Source organism: Prevotella sp. 885, assembly GCF_002265625.1.
Taxonomy (GTDB): domain Bacteria; phylum Bacteroidota; class Bacteroidia; order Bacteroidales; family Bacteroidaceae; genus Prevotella.
In genome coordinates this window covers 144599-163463 of record NZ_NOVE01000001.1, presented here as the reverse complement: position 1 = coordinate 163463, position 18865 = coordinate 144599, and the positions used below count along the sequence as shown (strand labels likewise).

At 52.0% G+C, this 18865-nt stretch carries 10 protein-coding genes; 8 read left to right on the top strand and 2 right to left on the bottom strand.

What is annotated here, in order from left to right; translation table 11 throughout:
• Window position 1 precedes the first annotated feature (1 nt).
• Both CHL74_RS00615 and miaB read right to left on the bottom strand, forming a co-directional pair.
• Entirely contained in the window at window positions 2-1828 is a 1827-nt protein-coding gene (locus CHL74_RS00615) for an ABC transporter ATP-binding protein (RefSeq protein ID WP_094879190.1), read from the bottom strand.
• An 11-nt stretch (window positions 1829-1839) separates the two neighbouring features.
• On the bottom strand, window positions 1840-3171 hold the full coding sequence (gene miaB / locus CHL74_RS00610) for a tRNA (N6-isopentenyl adenosine(37)-C2)-methylthiotransferase MiaB (RefSeq protein WP_094879189.1): 1332 nt from the start codon (window positions 3169-3171) through the stop codon (window positions 1840-1842).
• A gap of 1123 nt (window positions 3172-4294) precedes the next feature.
• On the opposite strand from miaB, the gene CHL74_RS00600 reads away from it, so the two are divergent.
• The 8 genes from CHL74_RS00600 (at window position 4295) to CHL74_RS00565 (ending at window position 18701) form a co-directional block, all read left to right on the top strand.
• Window positions 4295-5806 (top strand): GH3 auxin-responsive promoter family protein, encoded by a 1512-nt coding sequence (locus CHL74_RS00600; RefSeq protein ID WP_094879187.1) that lies wholly within the window; start codon window positions 4295-4297, stop codon window positions 5804-5806.
• 20 nt (window positions 5807-5826) lie between these two features.
• Window positions 5827-7794, top strand: coding sequence for an Ig-like domain-containing protein (locus tag CHL74_RS00595; protein ID WP_254923183.1), 1968 nt, complete (start codon window positions 5827-5829; stop codon window positions 7792-7794).
• A gap of 32 nt (window positions 7795-7826) precedes the next feature.
• Window positions 7827-8645 (top strand): DUF3108 domain-containing protein, encoded by an 819-nt coding sequence (locus tag CHL74_RS00590; protein WP_094879185.1) that lies wholly within the window; start codon window positions 7827-7829, stop codon window positions 8643-8645.
• Between the two features lie 102 nt (window positions 8646-8747).
• A complete protein-coding gene (locus CHL74_RS00585) occupies window positions 8748-9749 on the top strand; it encodes a C1 family peptidase (RefSeq protein WP_254923182.1) in 1002 nt (333 codons plus the stop codon).
• Window positions 9750-10062: 313 nt separating this feature from the next.
• Window positions 10063-13218: a SusC/RagA family TonB-linked outer membrane protein gene (locus CHL74_RS00580; RefSeq protein ID WP_094879184.1), complete on the top strand. Its 3156-nt coding sequence runs from the start codon at window positions 10063-10065 to the stop codon at window positions 13216-13218.
• Window positions 13219-13241: 23 nt separating this feature from the next.
• The gene (locus CHL74_RS00575) at window positions 13242-14906 is read left to right on the top strand and encodes a SusD/RagB family nutrient-binding outer membrane lipoprotein (protein ID WP_094879183.1); all 1665 of its coding nucleotides are present in this window, start codon (window positions 13242-13244) and stop codon (window positions 14904-14906) included.
• A gap of 160 nt (window positions 14907-15066) precedes the next feature.
• The gene (locus CHL74_RS00570; RefSeq protein ID WP_094879182.1) at window positions 15067-15708 is read left to right on the top strand and encodes an HAD family hydrolase; all 642 of its coding nucleotides are present in this window, start codon (window positions 15067-15069) and stop codon (window positions 15706-15708) included.
• 173 nt (window positions 15709-15881) lie between these two features.
• Window positions 15882-18701 (top strand): M16 family metallopeptidase, encoded by a 2820-nt coding sequence (locus tag CHL74_RS00565; protein WP_094879181.1) that lies wholly within the window; start codon window positions 15882-15884, stop codon window positions 18699-18701.
• The last annotated feature ends 164 nt before the right edge of the window (window positions 18702-18865 follow it).

Genomic DNA, 18865 nt, shown 5'->3' with positions numbered 1-18865 from the left:
TTTACTTCTGCATCTCGTGCAGCTTGCGGTAATATCCGCCCTTTTCGAGCAGTTCTTCGTGCGTTCCGCGTTCCACTATCTCGCCTTCATGCAGCACGCAAATCTCGTCGGCGTTCTTGATGGTGGACAATCGGTGAGCTATTGCCACCGTGGTGCGCGTCTTCATGAGGCGTTCCAGGGCGTCCTGCACCAGTCGTTCGCTCTCCGTGTCGAGTGCAGACGTTGCCTCGTCGAGGATAAGGATGGGCGGATTCTTGAGTATGGCTCGGGCTATGCTGACGCGCTGGCGCTGTCCGCCTGAGAGTCTGCCGCCGCGGTCGCCGATGTTGGTGTCGTAACCGTGCTCTGTCTGCATGATAAACTCGTGTGCGTTGGCTATGTGTGCCGCCTGCTCCACCTGCTCACGTGTGGCAGAATCCACGCCGAACGTGATGTTGCCGTAGAACGAGTCGTTGAAGAGAATGGCTTCCTGATTGACGTTGCCGATGAGCTGGCGAAGGTCATGGATGCCCAGATCCTTTACGTTTATGCCGTCGATGAGCACCTCTCCCTCCTGCACGTCGTAATAACGCGGGATAAGATCCACGAGAGTAGACTTTCCTGATCCGCTCTGACCTACGAGCGCCACTGTCTTTCCTTTCTCTATTACGAGATTGATGTCCTTCAATACCCACTGTTCGCCGTAGCGGAACGATACGTGGCGGAACTCAATCTGATGCTCAAACGAAGCTATATGCTTGGGATTGGCAGGTTCCTTGATGGTGTTTTCTGCCTTCAGAATCTTGTCTACACGCTCCATTGAGGCAAGTCCCTTGGGGATATTGTAGCTTGCCTTGGAGAAATCCTTGAGCGGATTGATGATGGAATAGAGCATCACAAGATAATAGATGAATGTTGGACCGGACAGAATCTGCTGGTCGAGCACTAAGATGCCGCCCACCCACAAGACGATGATAATCAGTACCGTACCCAAGAACTCGCTCATCGGGTGAGCCATCTGCTGGCGGATGTTGACGCGCTGTATGGAGTCGCGGTATTCGGAGTTGATACCGTCAAATCGCTTGTTCATCTTATCCTCGGCGCAGAACGCCTTGATGATGCGCAGTCCGCCGAGCGTTTCCTCCACCTGCGACATCGTGTCGCTCCACAGCGACTGTGCCGCTATTGACTTGCGCTTGAGCTTTCTGCCCACATATCCCATAAACCAGCCGAAGATTGGCACGAATACGAGGGTGAAGAGCGTCAGCTGCCACGATATGAAAATCAGGGCTGTGAAGTAGGATATGATGAGGATGGGGTTCTTGAAGAGCATGTCCAGCGACGACATTATGCTGCTCTCTATCTCGCCCACGTCGCCCGTCATACGTGCAATGATGTCGCCCTTGCGCTCTTCGGAGAAGAATCCGAGGGGCAATGACGTAATCTTATGGTAGAGCTGGTTGCGGATGTCGCGTACCACACCCGTACGAATGGGGATGATGGTGGCTGAAGAAAGGAAGTAAGCTCCTGTCTTGAGGAACGTCGCGAAGGCGAGGAACAGACCTATAAGCAGCAGCGTAGTGGTGGCTCCCACGTCGCCGATGAGCTGCGTGACGTAGTAGTCGGCGTTGTTGGCAAGCACTTCCTTCAGGTTGTCCAGCGACCATGGCATAAGCTCTGTGGCAGTACCGGCTCCCTCCGTGCGGAAAAGAATCTGCAGGATGGGGATAAGGGCTGCGAACGAGAAGATGTTGAGCACCGCCGAGAGGATATTGAAGACCACCGTCAGCGCCAGATACTTCTTGTAGGGCGGGATGAAACGCCGCAGTATTTGGAGGAATTCTTTCATATCATTCTTTCTTATTCAACGCATTCTCCCAGCAGCGTAGCCGACGTTGCGTCAGTAATCTTCACCATAACGCGCTCTCCGATGTGATGTCCCTTCTTGTCGAACACCACAGCCTTGTTCTGCTCGGTGCGTCCCATGAGCTGTTCGCGTGATCGCTTGGAGAATCCTTCCACGAGCACATCGAAAGTCTTGCCGATGTCCTTGCGGTTCTGCTCGGCTGAAATCTCGGTCTGGAGGCGGATAAGTTCGTTCAGACGCTCTATCTTTACCTCTTCCGGTACGTTGTCGGGCAGGTGCTTGGCGGCGTATGTACCGGGGCGCTCGCTGTACTTGAACATGAAAGCAGAGTCGAACATGCACTCGCGTACCAGCGAGAGAGTCTCGGCGTGGTCCTCCGGCGTTTCGTCATGGTAGCCCACGAAGAGGTCGGTGGAGAGTCCGCAGTCGGGGATGATGCGTCGTATGGCAGCCACACGCTCCAGGTATTGCTCACGCGTATACTTACGGTTCATGAGCTTCAGAATCTTGCTTGATCCGCTCTGAGCCGGGAAGTGGATGTGCTTGCAGAGGTTTGGCTCGTCGGCTACGGCATGGAGGATGTCGTCCGTCATGTCCTCGGGGTTGGATGTGGTGAAGCGCACGCGCATGTCGGGCACGCTCTGAGCCACCTTGCGGAGGAGTTCGGCAAACGATACGCCGCCTTCCATGCGCTTACCGGCAGGAGTGAGACCGTAGCTGTTGACGTTCTGTCCGAGGAGAGTCACCTCCTTGAAGCCACGGTCGTGCAGGTCCTTCACCTCACGCAGGATGCTCTCCACGTCGCGCGAACGCTCGCGTCCACGAGTGTAGGGCACGATGCAGTAGTGGCAGAAGTTGTTGCATCCTCGCATGATGCTCACGAATCCGCTTACGCGTCCTGCTCCGATGCGCTGCGGAATGACATCGCGATAAGTCTCCGTAGTGCTCAGTTCGATGTTGCAGGCGTTGTTTCCGTTCTCGCATTGTGCAATCATGTCGGGCAGATTGAGGTACGAGTCGGGTCCGCATACGAGGTTGGCGTGATGGTTGTTGATAAGGTCCTCACGCACACGCTCCGCCATACAACCCAGAACGCCCAGTATCAGCTGGCGTCCCTTCTTCTGCTCAGCGTGCAGAGTCTCCAGTCGTCCGTATATCTTGTTCTCCGCATTCTCGCGAATGGAGCAGGTGTTGAGGAATATGGCGTCGGCGTCAGCCTCGTTCTCGCACAGTTCGTAGCCAGCCATCTGCATGATGGAAGCCACCACTTCAGAGTCTGCCACGTTCATCTGGCAGCCGTATGTCTCAATGAAAAGTTTCTTCATTTATATGATATATATGTATGTTTCGTGTGTATATAACTATGCAAAGTTACGAAAAAAAGAATAAACGTGGGGTATAAATGTTGCAGAATGAGAGAGTTGTGGCTATTTTGTGTCAAAGCCCTGCCTACTACAGCTGATTAATTAGGATTTTTGAATTGTGCGCAAGGCGCATTGTGAATAATTCACAATCGCAGGCGAAGCCGAGAATAATTCAAAACTCATAATTCAAAACTCCTAATTCGGACGCCTTGCCGTCCGACACAATATTTGCATTTCTAACGCTCAATACTGCCAGCTGAGCGCACAACAAAATCTTTGGTGCGAAATTCTTGAGTTTTGAGCGTTTGAAGCCAATATGCTTATACACAGCATGTTATGAGATTTTCTGACGAAGCGCTATGAAATCAGACTCACAAACGAGCCGTTTTTTTGCTGCAATAGCGCCACTTTTACACTACAATAGTGGCACTTTTATCATGCAATAGTGCCACTTTTACTGTCTAATAGTGGCACTATTGGAGTGTAAAAGTGGCGCTATCGTATGGCTTGGGTGCTGTTTGCACAGCAAAACACCGTAAAAACAGCAATCTAAATCTCTAGAATCAATTTTTATTTTGTAACAAGTTTTTACTCTTTGTACGATATTTGCATGGTGGATACGAACAACCAGCAGATTGAGTATGAGCTGAGGGTCCCGCTTCGCGGAACCAAGGTAGGGTGGGGAGTATTTGCTTATCCCACAGCTGCGCTCCTTCGGAGCTTGCAGTGGGTTTCTGATAGATACGTGTCCCCTCGGGACACGGCGCTGATTACACAGTTAGCTTATCTTAGGGGATGCGATGGATTCTTGTAATACGTAACTTTGTACCACCAGTTCTGCTATGGGAGGGTGCGTGGCTACGGCGAGACGCCATAGCCTCCTCGGTTTGTCCCTAAATCCTGTCTTCATGTCTAAAAAATCCTGTCTTCATGTCTTCTTGTCAAAAACATCCACGTCTAACCGTCTATATTACGTCGGTTTACGACATAATTTAGAAAAATAGTGACAAAAAAGGCTTGTCTCTCACTTGTTTTAGGTAATTTTGCAGTTTACTATAAACTATTGTGAACAAACAAGACACCAATGAGTCTGACAAGTATAATAAGAGGAGCGTTCATACCACGACAGCATAAGCTGGAACGCCATTTCACACAACCCGAGCAACTGCAACACGACGTGCTGCAGCATCTGCTCGACGCCGCAGCCGACACCGAGTATGGCAGAAACCATCTCTTCGGCACAACGAAGACATACGACGACTTCGTGCGAAACGTACCCGTCAACACATACGAGGAGCTGAAGGCCGACATCGACCGTATGCGCCACGGCGAGCCTGACGTGCTGTGGCCCGGCGTGGTAAGATGGTACGCCAAGTCGTCAGGCACCACCAACGACAAGAGCAAGTTCATTCCCGTGTCGCAGGAGGGTCTGAAGGACATACACTACAAGGGCGGCACGGACGTCGTGGCGCTCTACCTGCAGAACAATCCCAAGAGCCGAATGTTCGACGGAAAGGGACTGATACTGGGCGGATCGCATTCGCCCAACTACAACGTGGCGGAGTCGCTCGTCGGCGACCTCAGTGCCATCCTCATCGAGAACATCAATCCGCTCGTCAATCTTGTCCGTGTGCCGAAGAAGCAGACAGCCCTGCTCTCCGACTTCGAGGTGAAGCGCGACCGCATAGCGCACGAATGCCTCAAGAAGAACGTTACCAATCTCTCCGGCGTCCCCTCGTGGATGCTCAGCGTGCTGGTGCGCGTGCTCGAGATTTCGGGCAAGGAGCACATCAACGACGTATGGCCCAACCTGGAAGTGTTCTTCCACGGAGGTATCGCCTTCACGCCGTATCGCTCTCAGTATGAGCGCATCATAACGAGCGACAAGATGCACTACATGGAGACGTATAACGCCTCCGAGGGATTCTTCGGCATACAGAACGACCCCACCGACCCGTCCATGCTGCTCATGCTCGACTACGGCGTCTTCTATGAGTTTATGCCGATGGACGAGTTCGGCACGGACAATCCCACCGTCGTACCCCTCGAGGGAGTGGAAGTGGGCAAGAACTACGCCATGCTCATCTCCACCTCGTGCGGACTCTGGCGCTACATGATCGGCGACACCGTGAAGTTCACGTCCGTCAAGCCATACAAGTTTGTCATCACAGGACGCACCAAATACTTCATCAACGCCTTCGGCGAGGAACTTATCCAGGACAACGCCGAGAAGGGACTGGCTTACGCCTGCCAGCAGACGGGAGCCGAGGTGAGGGAATATACAGCCGCACCGGTGTTTATGGACCAGAATGCGAAGTGCCGCCACCAGTGGCTCATCGAGTTCGCCAAGGAACCTGCCGACCTCAACGCCTTCGCCGACATCCTCGACAAGCGCCTACAGGAGATAAACTCCGACTACGAGGCAAAGCGCTTCCACGACATCACCCTGCAGCACCTCGAGATAGTGAAGGCACGTCAGGGACTCTTCGACGACTGGCTCCGCTCAAAGGGCAAGCTCGGAGGACAGCACAAGATTCCGCGCCTCTCCAACAACCGCGCCAACATAGACGAAATGCTGGAGATGAACGCACAGTAAGAGACATATATCACAGTTATATGAATATATTCAAGATTATATCACATGTCCTCGTATTGCTCCTCGCCCTCCTCGTCGCTTCCTGTGCACGAATGGGACGACCCGACGGAGGATGGTATGATGAGACGCCACCCAGCGTCATCGGAGCCACACCCGGCGACGGCAGCGTGAATGCCAAGGCAAAGAAGATAAACATCTTCTTCGACGAATTCATCAAGCTGGAGAACGCGTCGGAGAAGGTGGTGGTGTCGCCGCCGCAGCTGGAGCAGCCAGAGATAAAGGCTACTGGAAAGCGCATCAGCGTGGAACTGAAGGACTCGCTGAAGGCCAACACCACCTACACCGTGGACTTCTCAGACGCCATCAGCGACAACAATGAGGGCAATCCGCTCGGCAACTACACCTACAGCTTCTCCACAGGAGAGGAGATTGACACATTGGAGGTGTCGGGATACGTGGTGCAGGCAGAAAACCTCGAACCCGTGAAGGGAATACTCGTGGGTCTGTACGCGGAAATGGCCGACTCGGCATTCCTCAAGATGCCGATGCTGCGCGTGGCTCGCGCCGACTCGCGCGGACACTTCGTAATACGTGGCGTGGCACCGGGCACGTACCGCATATACGCCCTCAACGACATGGACGGCAACTACTGCTTCTCGCAGAAGAGCGAACAGATAGCCTTCTCGCACGACACCATACGTCCTTCGTTCACGGACGCCGTAAGGCAGGACACCGTATGGCTGGACTCGCTCCACATCAAGGACATCACCCGTCAGGGATACACCCGCTTCACGCCTGACGACATCGTGCTGAGAGCGTTCAACGAAACTCTGACAGACCGTATGTTCCTCAAGGCAGAAAGAAGCGAAGCCAACCGCTTCTCGCTCTTTTATAGCTACGGGTCTGACCAACTGCCCGTACTTAAAGGGCTGAACTTCAACGAGAAAGACGCCTTTATCATTGAACCGTCGGAGAAGGGCGACACCATAACCTACTGGCTTCGCGACACCACGCTCGTCAATCAGGACACGCTGGACGTGGCCCTTACGTACCTTGCCACCGACACGCTCGGCGTGCTGCAGACACAGCACGACACGCTGCAGATACTCTCCAAGCAGCCTTACGCCAAGCGCATGAAGCAGGCGCAGAAAGAATATGAGGAATGGAAGAAGCAGGAGGACAAGAAAAAGAAGAAAGGCGAGCCTTACGACTCCATAATGCCGATGCCGTGCCTCGAGCCGAAGCTCTCGGCAGAGTCGTCACTCGACCCCGACCGCAACATACGCTTCGACTTTGATACGCCGTTGGCAAGCGTCGATACGTCCAAGATTCACCTCTACGCCAAGCATGACACGCTGTGGTATACAGCCAACCTGCGCTTCGAGCCTGTCATGCAGAAGCTGTCAACCGACTCTGTGCCCGTGCCTTCGCTGCGCAGCTATGTGTTCCGCGCGGAATGGCGACCCGGCATCGAATACAGCTTAGAGGTTGACTCTGCTGCCTTTACCGACATCTACGGCACCGTGTCGCGCAGCATAAAGCGCGGCATAAAGGTAAGACAGCTTGACGAATACGGTACGCTGCTGCTCAACCTTCGTGGCATGCAGGGCAAGAGGGCGGTGGTGGAGCTGCTCTCGGCGCAAGGCGCACCGTTGAAGAGAGTGGTCACCGAAGACGGCACGGCACAGTTCTTCTACATCAAGCCGGGCAAGTATTACGCACGTCTCTTCGTTGACACCAACCGTAACGGCATCTGGGACACCGGCAACTATAGCCTGAATCAGCAACCGGAGGAGATGTATTACTATCCGGAAGAGATGGAATGCAAGGCGAAGTGGGACATCACGCTCGACTGGGACCCCACCGCACGTCCGCTTAACGAGCAGAAACCAGCTGCCATAACCAAGCAGAAGGCGGAACAGCAGAAGAAGATTGCCAAACGCAATATGGAAAGGGCGAAGAAGATGGGCATCGTTTATCCCTTCTAACCCAAATATAAACAAGAAAAACAACTAAAGCTATGAAAAGACTCAGAAACGTAATTATCGCCGTCATCCTGCTCCTCGCGGCAGGCGTGACACAGTCTGCTGCACAATGCAAGTTCAGGAACACGGCTTTCAAGTCGGGCGAATACCTATCATACAACCTCTACTTCAACTGGAAGTTCGTATGGGTGAAGGTGGGCAACGCGTCGATGTCGACAGTGGAGAGCAAGTATCACGGCAAGCCGGCATACCGCTCTTCGCTCATCACACGCTCATCAGCAAATGCCGACAAGTTCTTCGTGATGCGCGACACGCTGCTCTGCTACAACTCGTTGCAGATGGAGCCGCTCTACTTCCGTAAGGGAGCACGTGAAGGCGACCGATACACCGTGGACGAGGCTTTCTTCTCATATCCCGGTGGAAAGACACACCTCAAGCAGCACCAGCAGAAGAACAACGGCACACACGTGTGGCACGAGTCGAAGCCCACGGAGTGTACCTTCGACATGCTGAGCATCTTCCTCAGAGCACGCTCGTTCAATCCCGAAGGATGGAAGAAGGGCAACCGCATCCATTTCCCCATCACCGACGGCACAAAGGTTATCCCCGCCGTGCTCGAATATAAGGGAAAGACCACGGTGAAGGCGGACAACGGACACAAATACCGCTGCCTACAGCTCTCCTACATGGAGAAGGAGAACGGCAAGTATAAGGAAATCGTGCGCTTCTACGTCACCGACGACGCCAATCACGTGCCCGTACGTCTGGATATGTTCCTGCGTTTCGGATCAGCCAAGGCGTTCCTCGTGGGAATGAAGGGCGTGAAGGCGCCGATTACGTCCATCGTAAAGTAAGCAATTCTTAATAATATACATTATTATATATATTATATGCAAAAGCAAAGTCACCATATAATATACCGTAGGCTTGTCTTAGCGATGATTGCTGTGGCTGTAATGGCAGCCATAACTTCGTGCGACAACCTGCCGTTCGGAGCAAACGGCAAGGCTGGTCAGAAGAAGAAATTCACCAATGAGGTGATGCTGCGCTATTCGCCCGTGAAAGACCAGGGCATAAGCCCGCTCTGCTGGATGTACGCCATGCTTGCCACCATAGAGACAGAGCACATCATGATGGGCGACTCCGTGAACCTCTCTGCCGACTACGTAGCGCGAAACTTCCTCTCCGAGCAGGCACGATGCCACTTCCTCTCGAGCGGCTATGACCGCGTGACGCTCCACGGCACAGCGCCGCAGCTGCTCCGTCTGCTGAATGAATACGGCGTAATGCCGTACGACTCGTATAATCATCCCGGACTAAACTACGACGCACTTGCCAAGCGCGTGGTGATGCTCTCCAACGCGTCCACCGATATGAGCAAGCTGGAGGAGCAATGTCAGCGCATCTTCGACGAACGCATAGGCGCATTGCCGAGGAAAGTGTATATGCTCGGAGCCGAATATACGCCCGAAGAGTTTGCCCACAGTGTGTATATGCAAGGCGAATACACAGCGCTCACCAGCTTCTCGCACCATCCTTTCGGCGAGTCGTTCGCACTGGAAGTGCCCGACAACTACAGCGACGAACTGTTCTATAACGTCCCCATAGACGTGCTCATGAAGCGCATAGAACGCTCGCTGCGCGCAGGACATCCCGTATGCTGGGAGGGCGACACAAGCGAAGCGGGATTCTCCTTCAAGGACGGCATAGCCACGTTAGGCGACAACTCGACACCCTGCTCGCAGCAGCAGCGACAGAAAGCCTTCGAGACACGTCAGACCACCGACGACCACTGCATGTGCCTCATCGGCATAGCGCACGACCAGAACGGACAACGCTACTACATAGCCAAGAACTCCTGGGGCACAGCCAATCCCTACGGAGGTCTTATGTATCTCTCGGAAGATTATGTAAGAATGAAGACAGTGGCTTTAGTGGTGAAAAACATCAATATGTAAGCACACGTTAAGGGTTTGCCCCAACACACAGAAAGCACAGTTTTGCTTCGTGTTGTTGGGGCAAACACATAGACAAAAAGGATATTTATCGTCTTTACTTGTAAAAAGTAAGGCTTGTTAACATTTATTTAACCATTTGTTATGTCATTTTCACATCTATTTTAATAACTTTGCGATTGAGTCATAACAATTGACCCCAAACCACGATAAATAGTAATTAAAACATAAGAGAACAAGTCAAAAGAGTTTTGTAATAATAAGTATTCTAAACCGAAAATATTACAACCTTATTATAAACAACAATCCTAGAACAATGAAGAAAAAGAATTTCTATGTGCACTCTCTAAGGAGAGCGTGCCTTACCGGTGCGTTGGTGCTGACAGCTGCTGCTGCAAGCGCCCAGAGTACCGTGGTTAAAGGTACCGTAAAGGATGCTACTGGAGAACCCGTTATCGGTGCCTCCATTAAGGTTCAGGGTGACACTAAGAGCGGTGCCATCACGGACATCGACGGTAACTATGAGATCACAGTACCATCGCCAAAATCTAAGATCGAGATTTCATATTTGGGATCGCAGACACAGGTAGTTTCCGTAGACGGAAAGAACAATATCAACATCACTCTCCAGGACGAGAGCCAGGCCATCGACGAGGTTGTTGTTACAGCCCTCGGCATCAAGCGTCAGGCTCGTTCGCTCGGCTACTCTACAACAAAGGTGGGTGGCGACGAGTTCCAGCTCGCACGTGACCCGAACCTCGGTAACGCCCTCTCAGGTAAGATTGCCGGTGTGTCTGTAGCAGGTGGCGCCACTGGTGGTGGTTCTTCTCGTGTCGTTATCCGTGGTAACGCTTCTATGACGGGTAACAACATGCCTCTCTACGTTATTGACGGCGTTCCGTTCGATAACAGTAGCCAGGGTAGCGGTGGCACATGGGGTGGTACCGATATGGGTGACGGTCTGAGCAACATCTCTGCCGACGATATCGAGAGCATCCAGGTGCTTAAGGGTGCTGCTGCCTCTGCACTTTATGGTTACCGCGGTGGTAACGGTGCCGTGCTTATCACAACAAAGAGCGGTAAGAAGGGTCAGCCCGTAAGCATCGAGGTGAACAACAACCTCACATTCAACACCATCTACGACCAGCGCGACTTCCAGAAGGTATTCGGTCAGGGTAAGGACGGCAAGCGTCCTATGGACATCGTTGCCGCTCAGGAGTCTGAGACAAGCAACTGGGGTGAGGCACTTGACGGTGGCGAGGCTGTTAACTTCCTCGGCAACAAGTATAAGTATTCTTACGTTGACAACTTCGACAACTTCTATCGCACTGGTGTAACTGAGAACGCATCTGTGGCTATCTCTGGTTCTGACCAGAAGGTTACATACCGTCTCGGCGCTACATACAACAAGGAGAAGGGCATCCTGCCTAACGCCAATAACCGTCAGGTGGGCTTCAACATGAACACCACTTACAACCTCTTCAAGAACTTGACAGCCACTGTAACTGCCAACTACATCTTCGAGAAGTTTAACGGACGTTCTTCACTTTCAGACGGCAACGGCAATACCAACGCTTCTCTGCTCTGGCATGCCAACTCATTCGACATCCGTTGGATGGAGCGCGGCTCTGCTGACAGCCCATGGGGTACTACAGTAGACGGCAAGGAGATGATCGGCGGTACCAACGTTTACTTCAACAACCCGTACTGGCTGCAGTATCGCAAGACCAACGAGGCAAGACGTAACCGTTTCACCGGCGCCATCAACCTCAAGTGGGACATCACAGACTGGCTCTATCTCCAGGGATCAATCCAGCGTGACGGCTATACATACGAGAACAAGAACGTACAGCCCACCGGCGCTGCTGCCGACCCGTACGGCTTCATGTCTGAGTATATGAAGAACTACTACGAGATGAACTACAACTTCCTCCTCGGATTCAGCAAGACATTCGCTGAGGACTGGAGCGTTGGAGCTACATTCGGTGGTAACAAGCAGGACAACACCGTTAAGGGCTACTACCCGACAGACGGCGGTCGTCCGTTCATCGTGAACGGACTCTGGTCAGTAAACAACCTTGACCCGACAGACACACGTGCCAAGATCACATACGCCAAGTATCGCGTTAACTCGCTCTACTTCACAGCCGACTTCGGATGGAAGAACCAGGTGTTCTTGAACGTAACCGGACGTAACGACTGGTTCTCAACACTGTCTCCGGACAACAACAGCTACTTCTATCCGTCAGTAACTGCATCATGGGTATTCACCGACTCATTCCGCGAGGCTCTGCCGCAGTGGTTCGACTTCGGTAAGGTTCGTGTTGGCTACGCTTTCGCATCTAACGGTACATCAGCTTACCAGAACCTCCTCTCTTACAAGGTGCAGAACTATAAGATCAACGGCGTTCAGGCTGCTACAGTGAACACATCACAGTATCCTAACGAAAACCTCAAGCCGGTACGCATTACTGAGAAGGAAGTAGGTTTGAACCTCGCATTCTTCCAGAACCGCTTGAACTTCGACCTTGCTTACTATATCAAGAACACGAAGGACGATATCGCCATGATCTCTAACTCTTCAGCTTCTGGTTTCTCTTCACGCGTTGTAAACGTAGGTGAGATTGAGAACCGTGGTTTCGAGTTTATGGTTGACGCCACACCGGTGAAGACAAAGAGCTTCATGTGGAACACCACATTCAACTTCTCTGTAAACAACTCTGAGGTTAAGTACCTTGGTGAGGGCGTTGAGCGTCTTGCCATCGAGGGTGCCACATCACGTATGGGCTCGGTAGGTGTCTACAACGTAGTAGGCTCTGCTTACGGTCAGCTCATCGGCTACAAGTACAAGCGTGACGCTCAGGGTCGTCTGCTCCTGAAGGACGGTCTCCCACAGAACAACGGCGAGCAGGTTAGCCTTGGCTGCGGCGTATACAAGTACACCGGCGGTTGGAGCAACACACTCAAGTATCGCGACTTCGCTCTCTCATTCCTCATCGACTACAAGTTCGGTGCTAAGCTCTTCTCTGGTTCTAACTACCAGGCTTACAGCAACGGTCTCCACAAGAACACTCTCGTAGGCCGTACAAAGGAGAACCCGAACCAGACTTATGTATTCCCGGGTATCGACGAGGCTACTGGCAAGCCTAACCAGGTGGCTGTTACTGCACAGAACTACTACGGTAAGATCTGTGACAACAACATCGCTGAGGAGTTCACATACAACGCAAGCTTCATCAAGCTGCGTGAGGTTTCGCTGAGCTACACATTCCCGAAGAGCCTTCTCGCAAAGACAAAGTACGTGAAGGGCTTGACACTCTCTGTCATCGGACGTAACTTGTGGACAATCATGAAGCACACAGACAACATCGATCCGGAGGCTGCTTACAACAACAGCAACGGTCAGGGTCTGGAGCTCAACGGTTATCCGTACACTCGCAACATCGGTTTCAATGTTAACCTCAAATTCTAACATAATATAAGATCATAAAGATTATGAAAAGATATATTAAAAATACACTCGCTGCGCTCTCCATTGTCGCCCTGGCTTCAAGCTGCGGTGACTTCGGTGACCTCAACGTAGATCCGGAGCACTCCAACTCCGGAAACGTGAACTACCAGATGGTATTCACAAACGCACAGCACCAGTCGCTCGGTTCTGACTGGGACGTATGGCGTGACGGACTGATCTACCTCTCACAGTGGAATCAGCACATCGCTGCCGGCGGTTGGTGGTGGAGCTACGGCATCAACAGCTACTCCAACGGTTATGCTGCCGCTTACTGGGGATCAGCCCTTGGTTCTGGCGGCCGTGGCGTTATCCGCGACATCCAGACAGTAATCCGCAAGTGGAAGGACGATCCTGCCAACCAGCAGAACTATCAGATCGCACGTATCATCCGCGCTTACACCTTCCAGCGTCTTACTGACCTTCACGGTGACATCCCTTATTCAGAGGCTGGTCAGCCGGAAGAGTATGCTTATCCGAAGTATGACAAGCAGGAGGACATCTATAAGGACCTCCTCAAGGAGCTGGACGAGGCTCAGGCTAACCTCGGCTCTGGTACAGCATCACTCGGCACACAGGAGCTTTTCTACAACGGTGACGTTGCCAAGCTCAAGAAGTTTGCCAACTCTCTGATGCTCCGTGTGGCTATGCGTCTGACAAAGGTGGACGAGGCTACAGCCAAGGCATACGCAGCCAAGGCTTATGCCAACGGCGTAATCACAACCAACGCTGACGACTGCTACCTCATGCACACTGGCGGTGTAACAACCAACGACTCTTCTGAGCCGTACGCAAAGATTCTCGTTCACGAGGATCCGGGTGTGGCTTTCATCAACGAGACATTCTATAATGTCCTCAGCAGCACCAACGACCCGCGTATTCCTCTGATCATGTGTGTTTATCCTACAGACTACATGACAAAGGACGTCGATCCTGCCAAGATGGACAACTCTGCTCCTGAGAAGCAGAAGCCTATGAAGGGATTCTACAGCATGTCTGCATCTTCAGACTATTCTATAAAGAAGTATTATCCTGAGGAGTTCACAGACGAGGTTCTCTCTGACGAGAGCAGCGACAAGTACTACAAGAAGGTCTACTCACAGCCTAACCGCTCAACATACGGCGACCCGACTGGTCCTACATTCGTATGTACAGCCGCTCAGACCAACCTCCTGCTCGCAGAGGCTGCATACCGTGGCTACATCAGCGGTGACGCAAAGGCATTCTATGAGGCAGGTGTTCGCTGCGCTATGAAGCAGTTCAACACTTATCCGAGTGCCAACGCCAAGGCTCTCTGTGGCAAGTACCTCACTGACGATGCCATCAACGCTTACCTCGCTGCCAACCCGTTCAAGGAGGCTGAGGCTCTGAAGCAGATCAACACTCAGTACTGGATCACCTGCTTCTGCGACGAGTATGAGTCGTACGCCAACTGGCGTCGTTCAGGCTATCCTGAGCTTCAGGAGCCTTGCTCTAAGCACACCAACTTCAACACACTGGGCAACTGGGGTCCTGGCATCGTTCGTCGTATGCCTTATCCTTCTGACGAGGTTCAGATCAACACTGAGAACTACAAGGAGGCTCTCCAGCGTCTTGGCCTGCAGACAGAGGACGACTTCAACGACACCCGCGTATGGTGGGACAAGAAGTAAGAGAATGACATATCTCACATTCTTATAATAATATGGGGGCGAACCTTTCGGGGTTCGCTCCTTTTTTTGTGTTTATGAGGTTTGTCGGTTTGAGGCAGAATAATTAACTTTGCAGACGATAAAACGCATAAGAGAATAGTTTTAAGAATATAAGCATAAAATGAAGAAAATCGCAATACTCGACTTTGACGGCACCATCGCCGACACACGCCCCGTCATACTTGCCACATTCCATCGCACATTCGACGCCATGCACATGGCGCAGCACACAGACGAAGAGATAGCCGCCACAATAGGACTGCCCCTCGTGGAAGCCTTCCCCGTACTGGAGCCGATGGACGCAGAGAAGGCAGCGGAATGTACAGCCTGCTACCGCCGTCTCTTCTTCGAAGTGAACGACAGAATAGGCGTGAAGATGTTTCCCGGAGTGGCAGACACGCTCAGACAGATGTATGGGAGCGGCATGATACTCACCATAGCCACAAGCCGCGGCAGACAGTCTGTCATCGACTTCATCCGCTCCTTCCGTCTTGACGACATCATAACCTACATCATCGCCGCCGAAGACGTCACACATGCCAAGCCCGATGCCGAACCCGTCATCAAGACACTCCGTCACTTTAATCTCAATCCCGAAGACGCCATCGTTATCGGCGACACCCACTTCGACATACTCATGGGACGCAACGCCGGATGCACCACCGTCGGAGTAACCTACGGCAACGGCACAAAAGAAAGCCTCGAAGAAGCAGGGGCAGACATAATAGTGGACAAATTCGCAGATATAGAAATCAGGAGTTAGGATTAAGTGATATGTTAATAAAATTCTATTTTGTTTATAAATAGTAGATTTTTCGCCGAAATAATATCTATAATTCTTTTAATTTCGAAAATATAATATAACTTTGCATCCGTATAATCCGCAATCTGACTACTAAACCTTAAACAAGAAATATCAACCAAATAAACAACAATATGAAATTAAGAAAACTGATGGTTGCAGCCCTTCTCTTCTTTGCAGGGCTGGCACAGGCACAGCAGATGCCTACGTTACCCGTCGATCCAGACGTGCGTATCGGAAAGCTCGACAATGGGCTTACCTACTACATCCGTCACAACAACTGGCCGGAGAACCGCGCCAACTTCTACATTGCGCAGAAGGTGGGTTCCATCCAGGAGGAAGAAGCACAGCGTGGTCTGGCCCACTTCCTTGAGCACATGTGCTTCAACGGCACAGAGCACTTCCCCGGCAACGGTGTCATCCGCTATTGCGAGAGCATCGGTGTGCAGTTCGGACGTGACCTCAACGCTTACACTTCCATAGACGAAACCGTATACAATATCTCTAACGTGCCGACAGAACGTCAGTCGGCTCTCGACTCTTGCCTGCTCATCCTGAGCGACTGGTCGAACAGTCTCACACTCGACCCCAAGGAGATCGACGAGGAGCGCGGCGTTATCCACGAGGAGTGGCGTTTGCGTACCAGCCCATCAAGCCGTATGTTCGAGCGCAACCTCCCCGCTCTCTATCCCGGATCGAAGTATGGTCTGCGTTATCCTATCGGACTTATGTCGGTTATCGACTATTTCAAGCCGAAGGAACTCCGCGACTACTATGAGAAGTGGTATCATCCCACAAACCAGGCCATCATCGTCGTAGGTAACGTTGACGTTGACTACACAGAGAAGAAGATAAAGGAGCTCTTCGGATCGTTCAAGAATCCTGAGAACCCCGCTCCCATCGTAGCAGAGCAGGTGCCCGACAATGCCGAGCCTATCATCATCATCGACAAGGACAAGGAGCAGGCCACCAACTCTGTTGACCTCATGATCAAGCATGACGTCTTCCCTGAGGAGATGAAGAACACAGCCAACTACCTCGTCTATCAGTACGCCCAGAACGCTGCCATGCACATGCTCAGCACCCGTCTTCAGGAGAAGAGCCTTGAGGCTGACTGCCCGTACGTAGGCGCTTCAGCAAGCGACGGCAACTACATCTTCGCAAAGACAAAGGACGCCTTCAGCCTCAGCGTTACTCCGAAGGAGCTCGCCAAGTCGGCTGATGCTCTCAAGGCTGCTTACATTGAGGCTCTCCGCGCTGCCAAGTTCGGATTCACAGCCACAGAGTATGCACGCTTCCAGGAGACATACAAGAGCATGCTCGATAAGGTATACAGCAACAAGGACAAGCGCACCAACGACGCTCTCTACGCTCCGTTGAAGGACAACTTCCTCGACGGCGACCCGATGCCGTCTCTCGACGTAGAGTACGGTCTTATGCAGCAGATTGTACCCAACATTCCCGTTGAGGTTATCAACGAGATGATGAAGCAGTACGTTCCTGAGAACGACTCTAACATGGTGATGCTCGCATTCTGCAACGAGGCTGAGGGCAACGTATATCCCACAAAGGAGCAGCTCATTGACGCCATCCACTCTGCACGCACAGCTGACATCCAGGCTTACGTGGACAACGTGAAGAACGAACCGCTCATCACAAACCTCCCCAAGGCAGGTAAGGTGAAGAAGGAGACAAAGAACGCCACACTCGGCTACACCACTCTTACTCTCTCTAACGGCGTGACCGTTAACCTCAAGAAGACCGACTATAAGAAGGACCAGGTGATCCTCAGCGGTCGCGGATTCGGCGGTCAGACTCTCTACGGCGAGAAAGACTACACTAACCTCCAGATGTTTGACGACGTAATCGGCGCAAGCGGACTCGGTGCATTCTCTGCAACAGAACTGCAGAAGGCTCTCGCAGGCAAGATTGCCAACGCCAACCTCTCGCTCACAAGCCAGCAGTATACCTCTATCTCTGGTAACTCAACACCGAAGGACGTTGAGACAATGCTCCAGATGGTTTTCCTCTACTTCACTAACATCAACAAGGACCAGAAGTCGTTCGACAACTTGATGAACCAGTATGAGGTGCAGCTCAAGGACCGCGACCTCAATCCTGAGGTGGCTCTCTCTGACTCGCTCACTGCCACTATCTACGCTCACAACAAGCGCGTGGCTCCGCTCACAGTGAACAGCCTCAAGAACGTCAGCTATGACCGCATCCTCCAGATTGCTAAGGAGCGTACAGCCAACGCTAACGGATGGACATTCACCATCGTAGGCAACTATGACGAGGCTACCATCAAGAACCTCATCTGCCAGTATCTCGGCGCTCTGCCTGCAAAGGGCAAGGTGGTTAAGAGCAAGCGCGAAATGGACATCGCTCCCGGTGTTATCGACAACACCTTCACACGCAAGCAGGAGACTCCGAAGGCCACTTCATACATGATATGGCACAACACCACAATGCCTTACACTCTGAAGAACTCTATCTGCGCCGACATCGCAGGTCAGGTGCTCTCTATGGAATATCTCGACAAGATCCGTGAAAAGGAAAGCGCTGCTTACTCTGTAGGCGCTTCAGGCAGCTCAACATTCTCTGAGGACAACTACCGCATGTTCCAGATCTTCGCTTACTGCCCAATGAAGCCTGAGAAGAAGGAGATTGCCATCAAGATCATGAACGAAGAGGAACAGAAGCTTGCCAACACTTGCGACGCTGCCAAGTTCCAGAAGTGCAAGGAGTTTGTCCTCAAGCAGATTGACGACCAGGTTAAGACCAACGGTTACTGGATGGGCGTTATCGCTGACAGCTACTTCCGCAACTTCGACAGCCATTCAGACTACAAGAAGATTGTAGAGGCTCTCACACCGCAGGATATCTGCAACTTCATGAAGGAGTTCAACAAGGCCAACAACCACATCACCGTGACAATGTTGCCGCAGGAGTAAGACATCCTGACTGACGACCATTCGTTCGGATAATTCGGATAATATAAAAGTCCTGCAAGTACTGACAACGGTACTTGCAGGACTTTTTTCGTTACATATCTGTTTTTTGTTTGTTAAAATTTGGTGGTTTGTGGCATTCACTTTACCTTTGCATAAGTTTTTTT

Bases quoted from the DNA above. Each gene is read 5' to 3' on its own strand.
- CHL74_RS00615 (WP_094879190.1), bottom strand. From the start codon at position 1,828: ATGAAAGAATTCCTCCAAATACTGCGGCGTTTCATCCCGCCCTACAAG.
- miaB (WP_094879189.1), bottom strand. From the start codon at position 3,171: ATGAAGAAACTTTTCATTGAGACATACGGCTGCCAGATGAACGTGGCA.
- CHL74_RS00600 (WP_094879187.1), top strand. From the start codon at position 4,295: ATGAGTCTGACAAGTATAATAAGAGGAGCGTTCATACCACGACAGCAT.
- CHL74_RS00595 (WP_254923183.1), top strand. From the start codon at position 5,827: ATGAATATATTCAAGATTATATCACATGTCCTCGTATTGCTCCTCGCC.
- CHL74_RS00590 (WP_094879185.1), top strand. From the start codon at position 7,827: ATGAAAAGACTCAGAAACGTAATTATCGCCGTCATCCTGCTCCTCGCG.
- CHL74_RS00585 (WP_254923182.1), top strand. From the start codon at position 8,748: ATGGCAGCCATAACTTCGTGCGACAACCTGCCGTTCGGAGCAAACGGC.
- CHL74_RS00580 (WP_094879184.1), top strand. From the start codon at position 10,063: ATGAAGAAAAAGAATTTCTATGTGCACTCTCTAAGGAGAGCGTGCCTT.
- CHL74_RS00575 (WP_094879183.1), top strand. From the start codon at position 13,242: ATGAAAAGATATATTAAAAATACACTCGCTGCGCTCTCCATTGTCGCC.
- CHL74_RS00570 (WP_094879182.1), top strand. From the start codon at position 15,067: ATGAAGAAAATCGCAATACTCGACTTTGACGGCACCATCGCCGACACA.
- CHL74_RS00565 (WP_094879181.1), top strand. From the start codon at position 15,882: ATGAAATTAAGAAAACTGATGGTTGCAGCCCTTCTCTTCTTTGCAGGG.